This window comes from Kitasatospora sp. NPDC089913, assembly GCF_044748625.1.
GTDB lineage: Bacteria > Actinomycetota > Actinomycetes > Streptomycetales > Streptomycetaceae > Kitasatospora.
Window position 1 is genome coordinate 27,287 of sequence record NZ_JBIVGI010000032.1, and the last position, 20,443, is coordinate 47,729.

Below are 20,443 nucleotides of genomic sequence, written 5' to 3' on the forward strand. Positions count from 1 at the left end.
CACCGACCGGTGTCGTACCGGCGGGTGCCCCTCACCCTTGGTACGTCAGGCCTGCTCGGCCGGAGCCTCGGCGGCGGGGGCCTCGGTGACCGGGGCCTCGACGGCGGCGGCCTCGGCGGCCGGAGCAGCCTCGGCGGCGTCGGCGGCGGGAGCCTCCTCAGCCTTCTTCTCGCCCTCCAGGATGTCCTTCTCCCAGTCGGCGAGCGGCTGGTCGGCACCCGGCTCGGCCTTGACGTCGCCCTTGGCGACACCCGCGCGGGACTTGAGGCCCTCGGCGACGGCGTCGGCGATCACACGGGTCAGCAGGGTGACGGAGCGGATCGCGTCGTCGTTGCCCGGGATCTTGTAGTCGACCTCGTCGGGGTCGCAGTTGGTGTCGAGGATGGCGACGACCGGGATGTTGAGCTTCCGGGCCTCGCCGACCGCGATGTGCTCCTTCTTGGTGTCCACGATCCAGACAGCGCTGGGAACGCGCTGCATGTCACGGATACCGCCGAGGGTCTTCTCCAGCTTGTCGTGCTCGCGCTGGAGGACCAGGAGCTCCTTCTTGGTGAGGCCGGAGCCGGCCACGTCCGAGAAGTCCAGCTCGCCCAGCTCCTTGAGGCGCTGCAGGCGCTTGTAGACGGTCGAGAAGTTGGTCAGCATGCCGCCGAGCCAGCGCTGGTTCACGTAGGGCATGCCCACGCGGGTGGCCTGCTCGGCGATGGCCTCCTGGGCCTGCTTCTTCGTGCCGACGAAGAGGACGCTGCCGCCGTGGGCAACGGTCTCCTTGATGAACTCGAAGGCGCGGTCGATGTAGTTCAGCGACTGCAGGAGGTCGATGATGTAGATGCCGTTGCGCTCGGTGATGATGAAGCGCTTCATCTTCGGGTTCCAGCGGCGGGTCTGGTGACCGAAGTGGACGCCGCTCTCCAGCAGCTCCCGCATCGTGACGACGGCCATAGCCGTGCTCCTCAGGTGTTACGCCCGGCTCCGGCGCAGCGGCGTCACGGGACGCGCGAGATGGCGCTTCCCGTTCGGCTGGTGCGAACGGCCGGGTCAGGCTCGGTTTTGTCCGTGGCGGCCAGGTGACAGCCACGCCTGACGCCCCGAACGTGCCGAGCCGCTTCCCCCGGCGGTCCTGGGACCGGTCGGGCTCGGCGGACCGAGCGGCACTCGCACCTGGCGGGGGCGGCGGCTGAGCCGCTGTCCGACCACCGGTGGCGGGGCGTGCGAAGTCGACCCGGCGGACCGGGTCGCGTGTGAAGTGTACGGGAAGCGCCGAGCGCCGAGCGACTCCGTGGAAGCCGGGCGGGCGGGGGACCGGCCAGGTCCGGGGCCCCGGGCGGCCGTGTTGGGCCCCCGTGCACCTGTCGGGGTCCACCCGTTGGAGGGACGGCCATTGTCCCCAGGGGCCGGTTGTCCACAGGAAACGGGCCCGGGGTGGCCCGGGACGGCCGGCCCGGGGAGCCTCGGCGGCACGACTGTCGGTGGCGGGGACGGTGGGTGTGGGTGTGGGTGTGGGTGCGGACGTGGACGCAGGTCTGGACGCGGCTCCGGGCGGGAGAGGCAGCAGGGCATGGGCGGAGGCGAGGCGGTGGGTGCTCTCGCTCTTGCCGGTGGTGCTGGTCGCCCTGCTGACCGGCGGCCCGCCCGGGGCGCTCGGGCACGCCGCGGGCAGGGAGGACGGGGTCGTGGTCGCTCCCGGAGCCGCCAGGACCAGCGAGGGGAGCGGGACGAGCAGGAGCGGGACGAGCGGGAGCGGGCGGTGGTGGCCGGTGGACGGGCCGGGCGGGGGGCCGGGTGCCGTGATCGGCCGCTTCGAGCCGCCCGTGCGACCGTGGGGCGCGGGCCACCGGGGCGTCGACCTGGCCGCCACCGCCGGTGCGGAGGTTCGCGCCGCGGCGCCGGGGGTGGTGACGTTCGCCGGGCCGGTGGCCGGACGGCCGGTCGTCACGGTCACCCACGCGCCGACGGGATCCGCGGCGTCCGCGGCTCCGTCAGCCCCGTCGGCTCCTCCGCTGCGGAGCACCTATCTCCCGGTGGTGGGTGTCCTCACCGCGGGCACCGCCGTGGCGGCCGGACAGGTGATCGGACGGCTCGCACCCGGGGACGGCCACTGCGCCGCCGGCCCCTGCCTGCACTGGGGTCTGCTGCGCGGAGAGCGCTACCTGGACCCACCGGCCCTGTTCGGGACCGGCCGCGCCCGGCTGCTTCCGCTCGACCGCCCGGCGGACCGGGTCGCCGCCGCACCCGTCCCCCCTGCCGGGCCGCGCACCGTGCTGGGGACGCCGCGCTTCAGCTCCGGCCGAGGCCGTGCAGGGCGAGGGCGACGGCGGCGTCCGCGATCACCTCGGGACTCTCGGCCCGGCCACCCGCTGCCCGGTGCTCCGCCTGCCGCACCGCCGCCTCGACGATGCCCTGGAGCAGCGCGGCCGCCAGCCGGGGCTGCTCGTGGCCGAGGTCGTCGAGGGCCTGGACCACCAGCCCGACCAGCGTCCCGTGCGCGGCCCGGATGCGTTCCCGGGCCGCGTCGTCCAGCTCCAGTGCGGAGATCGCCGCGACCGCGCGGTGGCGCGGGTCGGCGGCCAGCGCGAGCTGGCTCCGGACGTACGCCTCGATCCGTTCGGCGGCGGTGTCCCGGCTCGCCATCCCGGCCTCGATCTCGGCGGCCCACAGTGGGAAGTCCACCTCGCAGAGCGCCTCCACCACCGCCCCGCGGGAGCGGAAGTACTCGTACACCGAGGAACGCGCGAGGCCGGTGCGCACCGCGAGCGCGGGAAAGGTCAGGGCTTCCATGCCTCCCTCGGTGAGGAGACTGCGGGCAGCATCGAGGAGGGCTGCCCGCTGCATCTGGCGATGCTCGGCCACACTGGCTGCTCGGATCTTCGGCACGCCCTCCACTGTACGGAGCCCTACATCGCACCGGTACGGTGCCGCGCACCGCAACGAATACGGAGGGATGCGTTCCGGGGTGCGGCGTGCGAACCCGGCGTACGCGGCGCACCGACCGGTCCGCTCGACGCCCCGCCGGGGCGTTCGGCCGAGGAGCCTCCGGCCGGGGGCGGTTTTCGGCCGGGGCCGACCGGGAGTCGACCGGGGGCGACCGGAGGGTGTTCGGCCGGAGAGAGTCCGGCCGGGGGTGTTCGGCTACCGGATGTCCGACAGCTTGGCGCGCAGCTGAAGCACCGACTTGGTGTGGATCTGGCTGACCCTGCTCTCGGTCACCCCGAGGACCTGGCCGATCTCCGCGAGCGTGAGTCCCTCGTAGTAGTAGAGCGTCACCACGGTCTTCTCCCGTTCGGGAAGGGTGTTGACCGCCTGCGCCAGCAGCCGGCGCAGCTCCCGGTCCTCGGCCACCTCGACCGGGTCGTCCGCCCCGTGGTCCTCCAGCGTCTCCATCAGGCTCAGCCGGTCGCCGCCGTCGCCGACCGGGTGGAGCAGCTCGTCGAGCGCGACCACGTTGGCGAGCGAGAGCTGGCTGAAGATGGTGTGCAGGTCCTCGATCGCGATGCCCATTTCGGCCGCGACCTCGGGCTCGGTGGGCGTCCGCCGCAGCCGGGCCTCGAGTGTCGCGTAGGTGCGCTCGACCGCCTTGGCCTTCTGCCGCACCGAGCGCGGGATCCAGTCCAGCGCACGCAGCTCGTCGATGATCGCGCCGCGGATCCGGCTGATCGCGTAGGTCTCGAACTTGATGGCTCGCTCGATGTCGAACTTCTCGATCGCGTCGATCAGCCCGAAAACACCGGAGGAGACGAAGTCGGCCTGCTCGACATTGGACGGCAGACCGACCCCCACCCGGCCCGCCACGTACTTGACGAGCGGCGAGTAGTGCAGGATCAGCTGCTCCCGCAGCCGCTGATCGGCCGTCTCCTTGTAGGCGCGCCAGAGTTCTTCGAGCGCCGTGCGCTCCCGACGGGGAGCCGGCGCTTCCGCGGACGCGGGGGCGGACGCGCCGGCGGGAGCGCCGGGCGCGTCCGGGCGGTCGTCGTGCGCCCCGGTGAGCGCCGGACGGCCACCCTGCCGCGCCAGGGCCCCCATCCCACCCGTGGACTTGGGCGGGTACTCGGTCGCGGTCCGCCGCTCGGTGCGCGGCCCTCCCGAGGACCGGGCGCCACCGGTCACTCGGTGTCCGGGAATGTGTGTGGGCATACGTTGGTCTGCGCCGTTCTGCCGAGTCATGTGCTGATAGGGAAGGCATGGCGAGCGTAGCGTGACCGACTCGCTGCAGAGTGCTACCGCCACTCGGTCGTCCCCCGATCCGGTGGCGTTCGTGTCGCCCCACCCGGGCACCGGAGGTGGACGAACCGGATGCCGGCCCCGCCCGGCCGGTCCGCACCGTCAACTCCGCGCCCTTCCCCGTCCTCCTCCCGGTCGCCCCTCGGGCGCGTGTCCTCCTGACGCCGCGCCCCACCGGTCCCTCCGGGCCGATCCGCCGCCCTCGTCCGGACGGGCCGTCACCTCCTCCGCACCAGACGCCAGTGCGCGCCGTGGCGCTCGACGTGGCCGAGCGATCCCAGCTCGTAGAGCCGCTGGAGCACCTCGTCCGGCGGAAGTCCCGACTGCCGGGCCAACCGCTCCACGGGCGCACCCTCGGCCGTGGCCGGCACGGCCTCCAGGACCTGTGCCGCCTCCGGCTCCAGGAGGTCCCTGGGCAGCACCGGCCCACTGCGCTGCGGCGCCAGGTCCTCGCCGATCGCCCCGATCAGTTCGACGATCTCGGCCGCGTCGGTCACGACCGTGGCCGCGCCGCTGCGGACCAGTGCGTGCACCCCGGCGGAGAGCTCCGAGGTGACCGGCCCGGGCACACCCATGGTGTGCCGGTTGAGGTCACGGGCGCGTCGAGCGGTGCTGAGCGCCCCGCTGCGCAGCGCCGCCTCGACCACCACCGTGCCGCGGGTCAGCGCCGCGATCACCCGGTTGCGCAGCACGAACCGGAACCTGGTCGGGTGCTCCCCCGGCGGAAGCTCGCTCACCAGCAGTCCCTGTTCGGCGATCCGGCGGATCAGCACGGTGTTGCCCCGCGGGTAGGCCACGTCCACCCCGCAGGCCAGAACACCGACCGTCGGAGCGCCGACCGCCAGCGCGCCCCGGTGGGCGGCCGCGTCGATCCCGTAGGCGCCGCCGGACACGACCACCCAGCCGCGTTCGGCGAGCTGTGCGGCGAGGTCCCCCGCGACGTGCGCACCGTACGCCGTGCAGGCCCGGGCCCCGACCACCGCGACCGATCGCAGGGCGAGCAGGCGCAGCGAGCCCGTCCCGACCACCCAGAGCCCGGTAGGACGGCCCGCTCCGAGGTCGTCCAGCTGGCTCGGCCACTCGGTGTCGCCCGGAATGACGAAGCGTCCGCCGGCCGCGCGCACCCGCTCCAGATCGGCGACCGGATCGAGTCCTGCCGTCCGGGCCCGGTAGGCCGCCAGCCTGGCGGTGTCCACGCCGAGTTGCTCGGCCGGGGCGCCGCTCCGGATCGCCTGTACGACGTCCAGGGCGTCGAGGCGGGCGAGCCAGCGGCCGAGCGTGGCGTCCCCCGGTTCGGCGAGCCGGCTCAGCGCCGCCCTGGCGAGGCGCTCCGGCCCGGGCTCCGGGACGGCTCCCGGCTCGGGGGGCGGGCGCTGGGGGAGGTCGTTCGCGGTGAGGCTCATGTGCCGCTCTCCTCGGGGTTCTCGGGCTTCTCGGGGTTCTCGGGGTTCTCGGGGTTCTCGGTGGAGGTGGGATCGGGCGGCCGGCGGGCGGGCCGGGGGCGAGTGGGACGGCGTCCGGCCCGGGCGTCCGGACCGTCCGCGGTGGAATCCGGACTGCGGAAGAACTGCTCCGTCAGTGGGAGCCCCTGTTCCACGCCCGTGCGCAGTACGAGGGCCGTCCGGATGTCGCGCTGTTCGGGGCGGTCCCGGCCGGCGAGGTCCGCGACGGTCCAGGCGACCCGCAGCACCCGGTCCAGGCCCCGGGCGGTCAACAGGCCCCGCTCCAGCTGGCGCGCGGCGTCGTTGAGCGCGCCCGGCGCCAGTTGCCAGCGGGTCCGCAGCTCGTGCCCGGGGACTTCGGCGTTGGTCCGCCACGGTGTGGCCGCGAGCCTGGCCGCCGCGCGCTCCCGCGCCGCCAGCACGCGGGCGGCAACGACCTCGGTGGTCTCCGCCGAGGTGTCGCGCTGCATCAGTTCGGCCCTGGTCACCGGGGCGACCTGGACCTGGAGGTCGACCCGGTCGAGCAGCGGGCCGGACAGCCTGCCCTGGTAGCGGCTGACCATGGCGGGCGTGCACTCGCACCCCTCGCCCCGCCGCGAGTGGCGCCCGCACGGACAGGGGTTGGCCGCCAGGCAGAGCAGGAAGCGAGCGGGCAGCCGGAGCGATCCGGCGGACCGCGCGATCACCACCTCGCCGGCTTCGAGCGGTTGGCGCAGTGCGTCCAGGACCCGGACCGGGAACTCGGGCGCCTCGTCGAGGAACAGGACCCCACGGTGGGCCAGCGAGACCGCACCCGGTCTCGGCAGACCGCTGCCACCACCGACGATGGCGGGCATGGTGGTCGAGTGGTGCGGGGAGCAGTAGGGCGCGCGGTCGATCAGCGGCCGGCCCGCCGGGAGCAGCCCCGCGACGGAGTGGACCGCGGTGACCTCCAGCGCTTCCTTCTGGGTCAGCCTCGGGAGCAGCGCCGGCAGTCGCTCCGCCAGCATCGTCTTGCCCGCGCCCGGCGGACCCTTGAGGTAGAGGTGGTGACCACCCGCGGCGGCGATCTCCAGGGCCCGGCGGGCCTCGTACTGTCCGGCCACGTCCGCGAGGTCCATCCGGGCGGCCGCCTCGTCGGGCAGGCCGCGCACCCCGGCGCTGGGGAGCATGAGACCCGCCATCAACGGGTCCGGCCGTCCGGCGAGCCGGTCGGGCGGCTCCTCCGGCTCGGGGGCTCCGCTGAGCACCGCGATCAGCTGGCGCAGGCTGCGCACGCCGATGACGCTCACTCCGGGGACCAGCTCGGCCTCGGCGGCCGTCTGATCCGCGACCACCACCCGCTCGTAACCGGCGTCGGCGGCCGCCAGCACCGAGGGGAGCACCCCGCGGACCGGGCGCACCCGCCCGTCCAGCCCCAGCTCACCGATGAGCAGCAGGTCGGCGATCGCGGAGGGGTCGAGCCGCTCGGCCGCGGCCAGTACGGCGCAGGCCACGGCGAGGTCGAAGCCGCTGCCGCTCTTGGGCACCGACGCCGGGCTCAGTCCTACGGTCAGTTTGCGCTGCGGCCAGGCCTCGCCGCTGTTGACGACCGCGGCGCGAACCCGGTCGCGGGCCTCGGAGAGCGCCTTGTCGGGCAGGCCGACCAGGGTGAACGCCGCCACCCCGGGCTCCAGGTCGGCCTGGACCTCGACGATCACCCCGTCGACCCCGACCAGGGCCACGGAACACGTCCGGGCGAAGGCCATCTAGACCGCCCCCCGCAGGTGGTCGACCGTAGCCGCGCCGCGGACCCGGTTGATGACGGCGACGAGGTCGATCCGGACACCGCCCGGCGGAACGGGCGCCCACGGCGGGTCGGTGGAGCCGGGCCGGTACCCGGGGCCCGCCAGCCGGGCGAAGTGGCCGGGCCAGCGCTCGGACATCCAGCGCTCGGCCAGGCGGCGCAGCCGCTCCGCCTTGATGGGGTCGATGGCCTCGGTGGGCTGCTGGAAACTCCGCTCGGAGCGGGTCTTGACCTCGCAGACCGCCACCGTGTCGCCGTCGAGGGCGACGATGTCCAGCTCGCCCTCGACGCACCGCCAGTTGCGGTCGAGGATGTGCAGCCCCTGCTCGGCGAGCCGGCGGGCCGCCACGCGTTCGCCGTAGCGGCCGAGGCCGGTGTTGCCGAGCCGCCCCGCTCCGGCGCCGCCGGGCGCGGACGGCGCCGCTACGGGCGGGGCGGGCTCGGCCGGGGCGGACGCGGGCGCGACGGATCCCTGGTCGGCCTGCGGGAGCGGGCCGCCCGCCGGGGCGGGCGCCGCCCGTCGGCGTGGCTGCCCGCCCCGTCGGGCCTTCGCGGTCTGCTGGCGCGTGGCGCGCTCGATGTCCTGCACGGTGACCACCTCCGACGGGGAGGCTGCCGTGCGGTCCGGACGCGGACCATGGGGTTGTTATTTCCTGTGGAAAACCCGGGCCTGTGGATAACTCCTGTCACCCACGGGAGTGAGAATTCCGGAATATCCGAAATTCCCCTGGACATCCGGGGACCGGGCGGTCCAACGTCAGTTCCCGAAGCCGGACTCGTCCGAGGGCAGCTCCAGATCGCTCTTCGCGAGTTCCTCGATGTTCACGTCCTTGAAGGTCAGCACCCGGACCTTGCGGACGAACCGGGCCGGCCGGTACATGTCCCAGACCCACGCATCCGCCATCGACACCTCGAAGAAGACCTCACCCTGCACCGAGTGCACCTGCAGCTCGTAGTCGTTGGTGAGGTAGAACCGTCGCTCGGTCTCGATCACGTACTTGAACAGGCCGACGACGTCCCGGTACTCCCGGTAGAGCTTGAGCTCCATCTCGGTCTCGTACTTTTCGAGATCTTCGGCACTCATCCAGGCGTCCCCTCAACTTGTCACGTCCACCCATTGTGGACCACCGCACTCACCCTCAGAGCCGTACCGGGGCGACCGGCGGCCCCTCGGTCAACAGCCGCTCCAGAAAGTCCACCAGTCCGAACGGATAGACCGTCTCGGAGGTGGACCGCAATTCCTCGACCGTCCACCAGCGCGCCGCGAGCAACTGGGCGTGTTCGTCCTCGCCCATGCCCGAGTGGTCCAGCACCGTCCGTGTCGTCCGGGCCAGGTGGAACCACTGTTCCTGCTCGAAGCGCTGCCCCCGATAGGAGAACGAAGCATTGCCGTACGCGACCACCGGACCGAGCTCCACACCGTGCAAGCCGGTCTCCTCCACGAGCTCCCGCTCGGCGGCGTCCCGGACGTTCTCCCCCTGCTCCAGTCCTCCGCCGGGGGTGAACCACCAGGTGACGCCGGGCGTCGCCGGGTCCGAGCCGTGGAAGAGCAGCAGTCGGTCCTGCCCGTCGAGCAGCAGGATCCGCGAGGCCCTGCGCCGCTGTGCCGCCATGACGAGCCTCCACGCTCCCTCCGTCCGCCCCGGTCGTTCCCCCGATCCTGCCACCCGGCGCGGTCGTCCGGGGCGAGGTTCGGCAGAGCGGTCCCGGCGCGGGCGGCGCCGGTCCGGCTCAGGCGGCGCGGCGACGGCGGCGCACCAGACCCGCCGCACCCCCCACCGCCGAGGTCACGACGATCGTCGCCGCGCCTACAACGCTCGCCCAGAACGCGGGCTCCAGCGGTCCCGGGGCAGCCGGCCGGCGGCCGTCGATCGCCTCGAACGCCGAGGTGCCGCCCAGCAGCGCCATCCGGCCGAACGGCAGCACGGTGGCCTCCACCCTGGCCTGCACCTCGGTGGCCGGGACGGTCCCGCCGTCCGTCTCCAGGTGGACCCGGGAGTCGAGCGAGCCGAGCCGGTTGTCACCGAGCAGGAAGAGCCGGCCGGGCGGCACCTCCACGCTGAAGGAGGCTCCCTGGGCACCCGTCCCGGCGAGGTAGGGCTCGTCCACCGGCTTGCCGTTAACGGTCAGCCGGCGGTCGCCCTCTCCGACCGCGACGGTGTCCCCTCCCACCGCGACCACGCGCTTGACCATGAGCTCGCCGCCCCAGGCCCGGTCGCGGAAGACGACCACGTCACCGCGACCGACGTCCGAGCCGTCGGACTTCCTGGCCAGGACGGTGTCCTGGGCCTGGAGGGTGGGCGCCATCGAGGCGGTCGGAATGCTGTAGGGCCGGTAGCTCACGGCGATCACCGCGAAGCCGCCGATCAGCAGGGCCAGCCCGAGGCCGAGCAGTACACCCTGGACCACGGCCGCGGGTCGACGCCGACGGCGGGCGGCAGCCGGCGGACTGTCGGCCGAGCGTTCCACGACACTGCTCATCGATACCGTCCAACCCCAGACCGACCCGGAAACGCCCACAGCACCGCGCCGGGACGACGGGCGGAAAACCCGGCGGGCCGTGGCACGTCCGAGCAGATTACTCGTCGGTACCACGGCCCGCGCAAGACCCGGGCGCCCCCGGTCGTCGTCAGGACCGGTCGTCGCGGTCCGTCCCGTTCCACCGCCGACGGACCAGCGGGAGCAGCGCGACGGCGCCCACGGCACCGGCCGCGGCCGGAACGGCGGGCAGCGCAGCCGCCGCCAGCCCCTTCTGGTCGAAGGTGTCCGGCACCGGCAGCGTCGACCAGTGGTTGATCGGCCACGCCACCACGAAGGCACGCCCGATCACGTCGTCCACCGGGACGGTCCCGCCACCCGGCTGGTCCATGTGGAAGCGCGAGTCGAGCGAGTCCGCGCGATGGTCACCCATCACCCAGATCCGACCGTCCGGCACCTTCACCGGACCGAACGGCTTGGTCCCGCAGGGGGTGTTGCCGGGATAGACGTAGGGCTCGTCGAGCGCGATCCCGTTGACCTTCACCGGGCCCTCGCCCTCGCACTCGACGGTGTCCCCGCCGACCGCGATGACACGCTTGATGAGGTCCTTCTCGTTGTCGGACGGCATCAGACCGACGAAGCTCAGCACGTTCTGAACGCCCCGGACGAAGGAGTTGCTGCTCTCGTTGGTCGGCTCGTCCGCCAGCCAGCCGCCCGGGTCGTGGAACACCACGACCTCGCCGCGCTCCGGCTCGGCACCGAACCACGGGGTGAGCTTGTCCACCAGGACCCGGTCACCCACCTGGAGCGTGTTCTGCATCGACTCCGACGGAATGGAGAACGCCTGGACGAAGAACGTCTTGATCACGAGCGCCAGCACGAGGGCGATGCCGATGAGGATCGGCAGCTCCTTCCAGAAGGACCGCGGCTTCCGCTCCTTCCGTTCCGGCTGATCCTCGGTACCGCCCGCCGGCTCAGCGTTGTCCGGGGTGGGCTTCGAGGCGTCGTCCGTGCCGTCGCCGTGCTCGTCCGCGGACTGGGCCGCCGCCTCCTCGGCCGAGGCCGAAGGCGCCGCGGCCTCCGCGGACCGGGCCGCCCGGCCGCCGGAGCCCTCGGGCTCTCCGGCACCCGAGCGGGCGCCGATCACCAAATCCCCCACAACGTCTCCTCCCTGCTGTGCGGACGCCTGCGCGTCCGCGCTCACAGTGCCGCACAGCGGGCACCACGTTCCACGATCGGCCGCGCCCGCCGGAACCGCCCCTGCGGGGGTCTCCGACACCGGCACAGCCCTCGGGCGCGGCTCGTCGCAACGGCCGCACCCAGCACTTCTCTATCACTCCCGGGCATCCGGCTCGCGGTCCCACGCGCGCGTTCCGACCGTCCACCGGCCCGGCCGGGCCTACCGCCCGGGTCGTCCCACCCGGCGGCCGACGAGCGGAAGGATGCCCAACACACCCATAACGAGCGGAGGTTCCTCAGGGATCGGGCCAACACCCACCACGTTCCGCGCAGTTCCGGGGTCCGGCGCGGCGCGTGCCACCGAGGAGAGTGAAACCGGCACATCAAGTTGATGGACCCGCCCGACCGGCCAGGCAATCATGAACGCCCGCCCCAGCACCCCGCTCACCGGAATCGTGCCCTGTCCCGGATTGCCCATGTGGAAACGGGAGTCGGCGGAGACGTCCCGGTGGTCGCCCATCACCCAGAGCCGCCCCGCCGGCACCTTCACCTTGAACGGCTGTCGCGACGGCGGGTTGCCCGGGGCCAGGTAGGGCTCCTCCAGCGGCTTGCCGTTGAGCAGGATCCTGCCCTGCTCGTCGCAGCACTCGACCGTGTCGCCGCCGACCCCGATCACCCGCTTGATGAGGTCCTGCTCGTTGTCGGAGGGCAGCAGCCCGACGAAGGTCAGCACCTGCTTGGCCCCGCGCAGGAGCACACCGTCCGTCGACGCCCCGTGCTGGTTCTCCAGCCAGCCGCCCGGGTCCTTGAACACCACGACCTCGCCGCGCTCCGGCTCGGCACCGAACCAGGGAGTGAGCTTGTCGACCAGTACCCGGTCCCCGATCAGAATCGTCTGCTCCATCGATCCCGAGGGGATCACGAAGACCTGCACCAGAAAGGTCTTCATCACCAGAGCCACGATCAGTGCGACCACGACGACCAGCGGAATCTCCCGCAGCCGTGAGCGGCTGCGACGACGGGCCGCCCTGCGGGCGGTGCGGCGGCGCTCGGCACGGCCGCGCACCACCGGGGCATCGGCCGTCCCGGCAGGGTCCGACCGTCCGAGGGCCTCCCCGGGCCCGGTCTCCGTCCGGGCCCCGCTCACCGTCCCGGCACCGGGGCCGGAGGCGACATCGGTGCCGGCACCGGCCGAGGGCCCGGAGCCGGTGTCCGGGCGGTCGGCGAGCCGCCCCCTACCCCTGCTCCCCATGACCGCCCGTCCCTTCTGCGGCGGCGTAGGCGTCCGGCCGGTCCAGGTCGGCCCAGTGTCCGACCGGGTAGACCACCCAGGCGGCCCGCCCGATCACCTTGGACTCCGGGACGAAACCGCCCCCCGGTTCGCCGAGGTGGTCGCGGGAGTCTCGGGAGTCGCTGCGGTGGTCGCCCATCACCCAGAGCTTGCCGGGGGGCACCACCACGTCGAAGGCCACACTGGACGGCTCGTCCCCCGGGAAGAGGAGACCCGACTCGTCGAGCGGCACGCCGTTGACGGTGATCGGGTGGCCCGGTCCGGCGCTGGTGACGCGGTCGCCACCGATACCGACGACCCGCTTCACGTAGACGGAGTCACCGGCCGGGACCAGTCCGATCTCCCGGCCGAAGGAGCGCAGCGAGGTCCCGAAGCTGGCGGGTTCGAGGGGCTTGCGCAGAAAGGAGCCGGTGCCGTCGAAGACCACCACGTCGCCGCGGCGCGGATGGCCTCCGAAGGCGTAGGACAGCTTGTTCACGATCAGGCGATCACCCGGGCGCAGGGTGTTCTCCATCGATCCGGAGGGCACCGAGAACGGGCGCGCCACGAAGGCGTTGACCAGCAGCAGGACGAACAGGCAGATGCCGGTGAGCAGCAACAGCTCACGCGAGCGCGAGCGCTCACCCCTCTCCGCGGCCTCCTCCGAAGCAGCCGCACCGTCCTCACCGACCGGCTCGTCCGGGGCTTCCGAGGCGTCCGGGGCCTCCGGGGCTTCCGAGGCGTCCGGGGCCTCCGGGGCTTCCGAGGCGTCCGACCGATCCGCGGCACCCGGACCGTCCTGCCTCCCCCGGTCGAGCACCCCAGCGGCACCGGACGCTCGCCCACCGGACGCATCCCCGGTGCTGGGCCCTTGCCCGACACCGGACGGATCCCCGGCGCCGGGTGCGGAAACGACCGCGGACCGCGTCGGCGAGTCCGCACCGGTGGGTGCGGGACAGCCGTCGCGGTCCGCGGGTGGTTCGTGCGTGCTCATCGGGGGCAGAGCCTACCGTGCGGCGGTCCGGCCCCCCAGAGCGATCCCGATCCCCCGGCGGTGCCGGGGGCCGGTGGATCAGCGGTCGCGCTTCTCCTTGATCTTCGCGGCCTTGCCGCGGAGGTCACGCAGGTAGTACAGCTTGGCGCGGCGAACCGCACCGCGGGTCACGACCTCGATCTTCTCGACGATCGGGGTGTGCACCGGGAAGGTGCGCTCGACACCGACGTTGAAGCTGACCTTGCGAACGGTGAAGGTCTCACCGATGCCGGCGCCGTGACGGCGGATGACGACGCCCTGGAAGACCTGGACACGGGAGCGGTTGCCCTCGATGACCCGGACGTGAACCTTCAGGGTGTCACCGGCGCGGAAGGCCGGAATGTCGCTACGCAGCGAGGCCGCGTCGACAGCAGCGAGCTTGTTGCTCATGTTGCTCTCCATCGCAGGCGCCACGGGCCGCCCACGGAAGTCGTCACAAATGGGGTAACTGCGGGCCGCACCGGTTACCGACGAGCCCCCCGTGGCGGGGGCGACGGACCACGTGACTCCTACGGGAGGAGCCCAGCGACAGACAGCAGCGGCCTATTCTTCCACACCATCGGCCACGGACCGAAATCGGCCGTGGTGCTCGTCCCAGGCCAGGCCGAGCAGGCTGAGCGCCTCGCGGTCCTTCTTGTCGAAGTCCGCGTGCCGCCAGCGCGCCACCAGGTCCGCCCGGTTCGCCAGCGTGCGGGCGAACGCCTGCTCGCGACGCCAGCGGGCGATCCGGCCGTGGTTCCCGCTCAGCAGGATGTCCGGCACCGTGCGGCCGCGCCACTCGGCGGGCTTGGTGTAGACGGGCCCCTCCAGCAGGTCGGCCATCGCGCCGGGCGCGAAGGAGTCGTCCCGGTGGGACTCGGCGTTGCCGAGCACGCCGGGCAGCAGCCGGGCGATCGCCTCGACCATGACCAGCACCGCGACCTCGCCGCCGGCCAGCACGTAGTCGCCGATCGATGCCTCGACCACCGGCATCCGGGTGGCCGCCTCCTCGATGACCCGCCGGTCGATGCCCTCGTACCGGGCCGGGGTGAACGCCAGCCAGGGCCGGCCGGCCAGCTCCTGCGCGAGCTCCTGGGTGAACGGTCGGCCGCTGGGGGTCGGCACCACCAGGGTCGGCACCTCGCCCTCCGGCCCCTGACCGAGCACCGCGTCCAGGGCCTCGCCCCACGGCTCGGGCTTCATCACCATGCCGGGGCCGCCGCCGTAGGGGCTGTCGTCGACGGTCCGGTGCACGTCGTGCGTCCAGCCCCGAAGGTCGTGGACGTGCACGTCGAGCTGGCCGCGCGCACGGGCCTTGCCGACCAGCGAGATGTTCAGCGGCTCCAGGTACTCGGGGAAGATCGACACGACGTCGATCCGCATCCCGTCCCGCACGGAGGCCCGCGCGGCGGATTCCCCGGACACCGCCGCGGGCTCCCCCGCGTCGGCCGTCACGTCCGCCGTTGCGGCCGCCGTGACAGCCTCCGTGACGACGTCCGCGCCTTCCTCGGTGCTCACCGCGACTCCTCCGCGTCACCGGCGTCGGTCCCCGCAGCGGCGTCCGCCCCGTCGGCGACGTCGTCACCGGCCTCGTCACCGGCCGCGGCGCCGCCGGCGACCTCGGCCTGCCCGAGGTCGATCAGCCCGACCGGCGGGTCGATCACCGCGCGCTGGTTCTCCAGGTCGATGGTCGGCACGATCCGGCTGACGAAGGGCACCAGCGCCTCCGTGCCGTCCGGCTTCCGCACCGTGAGCAGGTCCTGGTACGGCAGGTGGACCACCTCGGTGAGCTCACCGACCAGGGTGCCGTCGAGCAGGACCACGTCCAGACCGATCAGCTGGTGGTCGTAGTACTCCTCCGGGTCGTCCGGACGCTCCTCCGGATCCACCTCGGCGATCAGGATCGTGCCCCGCAGCTCCTCGGCGGCGTTGCGGTCCTTGACCCCGGCGAACCGCAGCAGCAGCCTGCCGCTGTGGACCTTGCCGGACTCGACGGTCAGCGGACCCGCCGAGGCGGGGTCGGTGAACAGGACGGCGCCGGGCCCGAGCCGGAGCTCGGGCTCGTCGGTGCGGACCTCGACGCTGACGTCCCCCTTGATGCCGTGGGCGCGGCCGATCTTGCCGACGACGAGCTGCACGGTGATCGTTCTCCTGGATGAGTGCTGCGGAGTTGCGGAGTTGCGGAATTGCCGCCGGAACGGCGAAAGCCGGCCGGGACGACATGCGTCCCGGCCGGCCTCGAAACCCTGACGGCTGAACGAGCAGCCGGATCAGCGAATGTTGTCCACGTCGACCAGGTCGACCCGGACGTTGCGACCGCCGAGGGCACCGACGACCGTGCGCAGAGCACGAGCCGTACGACCGCCCCGGCCGATCACCTTGCCGAGGTCATCGGGGTGCACCCGCACCTCGATGGTGTTGCCCCGACGCAGGTTGCGCGAGCGCACCTGCACCTCGTCGGGGTGCTCGACAATGCCCTTCACCAAGTGGTCGAGGGCATCCTCGATCACGCTCAGGCCTCGGCGTCGGCGTCGGCCTCGGCCTTGTCCGACTTCTTGGCCTTCGGGGTGATGGCGACACCGGTGGTGGCGTCCTCGAAGCCGGCGACGGCCTTCGCGAACAGGTGCGAGAAGTCCTCGACCTTCGGCTCGGCAACCAGCAGCGGCGCCGGGGCCGGCAGGCCCTTGAACTTCTGCCAGTCGCCGGTCAGCTTCAGGATCGCGAGCACGGGCTCGGTCGGCTGGGCGCCGACGGACAGCCAGTACTGGGCGCGGTCGCTGTCGACCTCGATCTTCGAGGGGTTGTAGGTCGGCTGGTAGAGGCCGATCTCCTCGATCGCGCGGCCGTCACGCTTGGTGCGGGCGTCGGCGACGATGATGCGGTAGTGCGGGGAGCGAATCTTGCCGAGACGCTTGAGCTTGATCTTGACTGCCACGGGAGTGGATTCTCCTGGTGTTGACGTGGGTGAGCGGCCCTGCCCTCGCGTGGGGTTGCGTGGTGGGCCGTTCAAGGGACACGCCAGCCGTAGGAGAGAGGGGTCCTGCCCGGCTGCCGGGTACTCAGCGGTCCATTCTGCCACAAGGGCGCCCTACCCCCGAAAACAGGTCGACCGGGAGCCCCCGCTCCCGGTCAGCCCAACACGTGCGCCTTCGCGGCGCACCTCCCTGGCGGATCACGGTGGACCGCCTCCGGACCACCGGCCGGTGTTCGGCCGGTCGCCCGCGGACATCCGCAGACCCCCTGCGGATCCCCTACGGCCACCGTTCGTCGTTGCGGCCGGACCACTGCCCGCACAGTCGCCGGCCGGCTCTTCCGCTTCCCCGGGCCCCGGGTGTCCCCGGATCCCGGACCTTTCCGAACCGCGCAACCACGTGAACCACGTGGCCCTGGTCACCCGACCCGAGCCCCGCGCCCCGCGTTGCGGCACCCGCGTGACGCGACCCGCGTTACGCGATCTTGAACGGCTGCTGGCACGCGCCGCAGACGATGGACGCCTGGGCGAGAACCGAGGGAACGACCCGGACGTTGCGACCGCAGCCGCAGACCGCCTTCACCCGGACGCCGCCCCCGGAGGAGCCGTGCCGGGCCGCCGGGCCGCGGAAGGCGCGCGAGGCACCCTCACCGGCCACCGCCTCCTGGTGCGCGCCGAGGGCGCGATCCAGGCGTTCGATGGTCTCGGCGTACCGCTCGCGGGTCTCCTTGAGCATGGTCACCTGGGAGAAGCCGCTACTGGCGTGCGGTTCGACCGGGTGCGCCAGGCCCAGCTCGGAGGCCAGGAGCAGGAAGCGCCGATTGTGGTAGCGGCCTGCGCGCGAGGTGTCCCGGATGTCCCGGGCCGCGGCCAGACCGTGGGCAGCCTCGTGGAGCAGCCGCTCGAAACCGAGCCGGGTGCCACAGGCCGAGGAGGACTCGCCGATCAGCGCCTCGGGCGAGGCGAGGTCGGGGAGGTCCTGGTGGTAGGCCTGGATGTCACTCCAGGCGGCGGCCAGTTCGGCCGCGAGAACGAGGGGCTGTGTCGTGCTCACGCTAGACCAACGATGGAGCAGGAGCCGATGTTCCGCGTGTTCCCGTTCCCCGGGATTTCCCAGGAAACTCTCAGGAATGTGCGACCTCGCGCGAAATGCGCGTTCCGGATCTGACGCAAGACCAACCCCCTACAGGTTCGGGCCCCGTCGAGCTCGACGGGCGCCTCGTCAATTCCGCCCGGGGACGGGCTGTCGCCCCCAGGACGTACGGCCCGTGATCCTGTCGAGTTGACAGGGCCACGGGCCGTACACCGTACCGCTATTCCGTTAATACCGGCAGTTGACCGACCAGTAGGGATGTCGACAGGTGAGACATCCGTGGAACAACACCGCTCATCGGACGTTCGAATTTCCTGTCGGACAGGTCGAGAACCGTCAGAACGCGGCGCCCGGCGTCGTTTTACGGCAACATCCTTCGCGCACGGGAAGCGCCGCGGACACCACCTCCGGACACCGCCCGGGGCACCGTCCCGGAAGCCACCGCCGAACTGCCGCCGGAGCCACCGAACGGTCAGTAGGCGCGCGCGACAATCGCGATGTTGCCGTCCTGGTCGTCCGTCTGCGGCACCGAGCCGTCGGCGGCCACGATGCAGCGGACCGAGACGCCCTGCTCGGCCAGCTTGGCCTCGCCCTCCGGGCCCAGCTCGGCCCAGGAGATCCGGCCCCAGCCGGTGGCGGCGGCCTCGACCGCCTCGTCGAGGTTGGTGACGTCCACCGTGCGGGCCTCGCGGCGCTCGCGCGACTGACGCAGCAGCAGGGCCTGGTCCTCGTCGAGGATGCCCGGGAGGATCGCCGCCAGCGAGTCGATCGAGACCGGCTCCTTGCCGCCCGGGATCCGGCGGGCCAGCATGGCCGTGCCGTTCTCCAGGTCGCGCGGGCCGACCTCGATCCGCAGCGGAACGCCCTTGAGCTCCCAGTCGACGGCGCGGCGGCCGAACGGGGTGTCGGTACGGTCGTCGACGACCACCCGGATGCCGGCGGCCTCCAGCGCGGCGCCGATCTCGCGGACCTTGGCGATCACCGCGTCGTCACCCTTGATGGCGAGCACGACGGCCTGGACCGCGGCGAGCCGCGGCGGGACGCGCAGGCCGTTGTCGTCGCCGTGGGACATGATCAGGCCGCCGACCATGCGGGTCGAGACGCCCCAGGAGGTCTGCCAGACGTGCTCGCGCTCGGCACCCTGCAGCTGGTAGGTGGTGTTGAACGCCTTGGCGAAGTTCTGGCCCAGCTCGTGGCTGGTGCCCATCTGCAGCGCCTTGCCGTCGCCCATCATGCCCTCGAGGGTGAGGGTGTTGATGGCGCCCGCGAACCGCTCCTTGGCGGTCTTGCGGCCGAGCACGACGTCGATGCCGAGCACGTTGGTCATGAAGTCGCCGTAGACCTGGGTGTGGATCATCGAGGCGTAGTCACGAGCGTCCTCGTACGTGGCGTGGGCCGTGTGGCCCTCCTGCCAGAGGAACTCGGTGGTGCGCAGGAACACCCGCGGACGCAGCTCCCAACGGACCACGTTGGCCCACTGGTTGATCAGCAGGGGCAGGTCGCGGTGGCTCTGCACCCACTTCGAGAAGTACTCGTTGATGATGGTCTCGGAGGTCGGCCGGACGACGACCGGCTCGTCCAGCTGCTTGCCGCCGCCGTGGGTGACCACCGCGAGCTCGGGGGCGAAGCCCTCGACGTGCTCGGCCTCCTTGGTCAGGTACGACTGCGGGATGAACATCGGGAAGTAGGCGTTCTGGGCACCCGCCTTCTTGATCCGGGCGTCCATCTCCTGCTGCATCCGCTCCCACAGGCCGTAGCCGTACGGTCGGATGACCATGGTGCCGCGCACCGGACCGTTGTCGGCCAGCTCGGCCTTGTTGATGAGGTCCTGGTACCAGCGCGGGAAGTCTTCCGCCTGGGGGGTGAGAACGGGTGCCTTAGCCATGGGCGAATCGTACGGGGAGCGGGGCCCCGACTTCGAATCCGTTCCGGGCCGCCGTCCGGGCCCTGCCGTCGGTGTCCCGCACCGGGGCGCACGCCCCCGACGCGCGCGCACCACCCCGCACCCCTCTGGACGCCGCGCCCGAGCCGCTGTTCGCTGGAGTGGGGCGGGACGTCGAGGGGGGTTCGGAGCAGCACGTCGAAGGACCGGATGGGAGGCCGCGATGGCTTCAGCTGGGGTGATCGGTACGACCGCAGGACCCGTCGGCACCGGGCGGGACAACGCCCGGGCCCGGGACTGGGCGGAGATCCAGGAACGGATGCTGGTACCGCTCTACGAGGCCGTCCACGACCGGCTGGAGGTGGGTCCGGCGACCAGCCTGCTGGGCCTGGGCTGCCGCTCCGGTCTCGCCCTGCTGCTGGCGGCCGGACGGGGTGCCCAGGTGGCCGGTCTCGAGCGGGACGGCGAGCTGCGCGCGCTGGCCGCCGGACGCGGTCTGCGGGTCGGCGCGGGTCACCGGCCGACCGCGGACGTCGCCCGCTCGGCCTATTCGCTGGTCACCGTTTTCGAGCAGCCGCCACCGGCGGGCGAACCGCGCCGGACGGTCGCGGCGGCGGCCCGGCTGGTCCTGCCCGGCGGGCACGTGGTGCTGGCCGCCTGGGGCCCCAGGGAGCGCTGCGAGAGCGCGGCCGTCCTGGACGTCGCCCGGCGGATGGCCCGGCGCAGCGGCGCGCGCGACCCGTTCGAGCTGAGCCCGCCCGGGGCGCTGGAGGACCTGCTCGCCGGGACCGGCCTGCGCCCGGCCGGCGGCGGGCGGGTCGGCTGCCCGTTCGCCTACCCGGACCTGGACAGTGCCGTGCGCGGGCTGCTCTCGACCGGGCTGTACGACGCGGCGGCGGAGTTCTCCGGGGCGCCGCTGGTCGCGAAGGAGCTGGAGGAGGCGCTGCAGCCCCACCTGCGGCCGGACGGGACGGTGCGGATGGCGAACGTCTTCCGCTATCTGATCGCCGAACGGCCCCGCTGACAGCGATCCCGCCGCCGCACCGAGCACCACCACCGGCCGCCGACCACCGCACCGACCGCAGCCGCACCGACCACCGGCCACCGCACCGACCGCGGTCGCACCGACCACC

General features: G+C 72.8%; 20 protein-coding genes and 1 pseudogene. 2 read left to right on the forward strand and 19 right to left on the reverse strand.

Annotated elements, in window-relative coordinates:
- Positions 1-45 precede the first annotated feature (45 nt).
- The gene (gene rpsB / locus ACIPYS_RS33960; protein ID WP_093860371.1) at positions 46-942 is read right to left on the reverse strand and encodes a 30S ribosomal protein S2; all 897 of its coding nucleotides are present in this window, start codon (positions 940-942) and stop codon (positions 46-48) included.
- 869 nt (positions 943-1,811) lie between these two features.
- On the opposite strand from rpsB, the pseudogene ACIPYS_RS33965 reads away from it, so the two are divergent.
- A pseudogene (locus ACIPYS_RS33965) lies at positions 1,812-2,099 on the forward strand (peptidoglycan DD-metalloendopeptidase family protein); the annotation flags it as partial.
- A 178-nt stretch (positions 2,100-2,277) separates the two neighbouring features.
- Here the strand turns inward: ACIPYS_RS33965 and ACIPYS_RS33970 are convergent.
- The 18 genes from ACIPYS_RS33970 to proS form a co-directional block, all read right to left on the reverse strand.
- Positions 2,278-2,850: a TetR/AcrR family transcriptional regulator gene (locus ACIPYS_RS33970; protein WP_093860372.1), complete on the reverse strand. Its 573-nt coding sequence runs from the start codon at positions 2,848-2,850 to the stop codon at positions 2,278-2,280.
- Between the two features lie 279 nt (positions 2,851-3,129).
- Positions 3,130-4,020, reverse strand: a complete 891-nt coding sequence (gene whiG / locus ACIPYS_RS33975) for an RNA polymerase sigma factor WhiG (protein WP_093864880.1) — start codon at positions 4,018-4,020, stop codon at positions 3,130-3,132.
- A 416-nt stretch (positions 4,021-4,436) separates the two neighbouring features.
- Complete coding sequence (gene dprA / locus ACIPYS_RS33980) at positions 4,437-5,621, reverse strand: DNA-processing protein DprA (protein ID WP_093860373.1); 1,185 nt, start codon at positions 5,619-5,621, stop codon at positions 4,437-4,439.
- Entirely contained in the window at positions 5,618-7,387 is a 1,770-nt protein-coding gene (locus ACIPYS_RS33985; protein ID WP_400753510.1) for a YifB family Mg chelatase-like AAA ATPase, read from the reverse strand. The genes dprA and ACIPYS_RS33985 overlap by 4 nt, the downstream gene beginning before the upstream one ends.
- Entirely contained in the window at positions 7,388-7,774 is a 387-nt protein-coding gene (locus ACIPYS_RS33990) for a YraN family protein (RefSeq protein ID WP_107452678.1), read from the reverse strand.
- 408 nt (positions 7,775-8,182) lie between these two features.
- Positions 8,183-8,509: a DUF2469 domain-containing protein gene (locus ACIPYS_RS33995; protein WP_030056781.1), complete on the reverse strand. Its 327-nt coding sequence runs from the start codon at positions 8,507-8,509 to the stop codon at positions 8,183-8,185.
- A 55-nt stretch (positions 8,510-8,564) separates the two neighbouring features.
- Entirely contained in the window at positions 8,565-9,038 is a 474-nt protein-coding gene (locus tag ACIPYS_RS34000; RefSeq protein WP_093860375.1) for an NUDIX hydrolase, read from the reverse strand.
- Between the two features lie 118 nt (positions 9,039-9,156).
- Entirely contained in the window at positions 9,157-9,906 is a 750-nt protein-coding gene (lepB, locus tag ACIPYS_RS34005) for a signal peptidase I (protein WP_400753514.1), read from the reverse strand.
- A 148-nt stretch (positions 9,907-10,054) separates the two neighbouring features.
- Positions 10,055-11,062 carry a signal peptidase I gene (lepB, locus tag ACIPYS_RS34010; protein WP_400753517.1) on the reverse strand — a complete coding sequence of 336 codons (1,008 nt, stop codon included), beginning with the start codon at positions 11,060-11,062 and terminating at the stop codon, positions 10,055-10,057.
- 240 nt (positions 11,063-11,302) lie between these two features.
- Complete coding sequence (gene lepB, locus ACIPYS_RS34015; protein WP_400753520.1) at positions 11,303-12,058, reverse strand: signal peptidase I; 756 nt, start codon at positions 12,056-12,058, stop codon at positions 11,303-11,305.
- A 259-nt stretch (positions 12,059-12,317) separates the two neighbouring features.
- The gene (gene lepB, locus ACIPYS_RS34020) at positions 12,318-12,971 is read right to left on the reverse strand and encodes a signal peptidase I (RefSeq protein WP_400753523.1); all 654 of its coding nucleotides are present in this window, start codon (positions 12,969-12,971) and stop codon (positions 12,318-12,320) included.
- Positions 12,972-13,424: 453 nt separating this feature from the next.
- Entirely contained in the window at positions 13,425-13,775 is a 351-nt protein-coding gene (rplS, locus tag ACIPYS_RS34025; protein ID WP_030396741.1) for a 50S ribosomal protein L19, read from the reverse strand.
- Between the two features lie 153 nt (positions 13,776-13,928).
- Positions 13,929-14,747 (reverse strand): tRNA (guanosine(37)-N1)-methyltransferase TrmD, encoded by an 819-nt coding sequence (trmD, locus tag ACIPYS_RS34030; protein WP_093864883.1) that lies wholly within the window; start codon positions 14,745-14,747, stop codon positions 13,929-13,931.
- 131 nt (positions 14,748-14,878) lie between these two features.
- Positions 14,879-15,502 carry a ribosome maturation factor RimM gene (gene rimM / locus ACIPYS_RS34035; protein ID WP_400753527.1) on the reverse strand — a complete coding sequence of 208 codons (624 nt, stop codon included), beginning with the start codon at positions 15,500-15,502 and terminating at the stop codon, positions 14,879-14,881.
- Positions 15,503-15,634: 132 nt separating this feature from the next.
- Positions 15,635-15,874, reverse strand: a complete 240-nt coding sequence (locus ACIPYS_RS34040; protein ID WP_030056773.1) for an RNA-binding protein — start codon at positions 15,872-15,874, stop codon at positions 15,635-15,637.
- Positions 15,875-15,876: 2 nt separating this feature from the next.
- Positions 15,877-16,299, reverse strand: a complete 423-nt coding sequence (gene rpsP / locus ACIPYS_RS34045) for a 30S ribosomal protein S16 (protein ID WP_030396738.1) — start codon at positions 16,297-16,299, stop codon at positions 15,877-15,879.
- 511 nt (positions 16,300-16,810) lie between these two features.
- On the reverse strand, positions 16,811-17,389 hold the full coding sequence (locus tag ACIPYS_RS34050) for a hypothetical protein (protein WP_030306744.1): 579 nt from the start codon (positions 17,387-17,389) through the stop codon (positions 16,811-16,813).
- A 511-nt stretch (positions 17,390-17,900) separates the two neighbouring features.
- Positions 17,901-19,313, reverse strand: a complete 1,413-nt coding sequence (proS, locus tag ACIPYS_RS34055) for a proline--tRNA ligase (RefSeq protein ID WP_400753532.1) — start codon at positions 19,311-19,313, stop codon at positions 17,901-17,903.
- A gap of 220 nt (positions 19,314-19,533) precedes the next feature.
- Here proS and ACIPYS_RS34060 point away from each other — a divergent pair, with 220 nt between their 5' ends.
- Positions 19,534-20,334, forward strand: coding sequence for a class I SAM-dependent methyltransferase (locus ACIPYS_RS34060; RefSeq protein ID WP_093860381.1), 801 nt, complete (start codon positions 19,534-19,536; stop codon positions 20,332-20,334).
- The last annotated feature ends 109 nt before the right edge of the window (positions 20,335-20,443 follow it).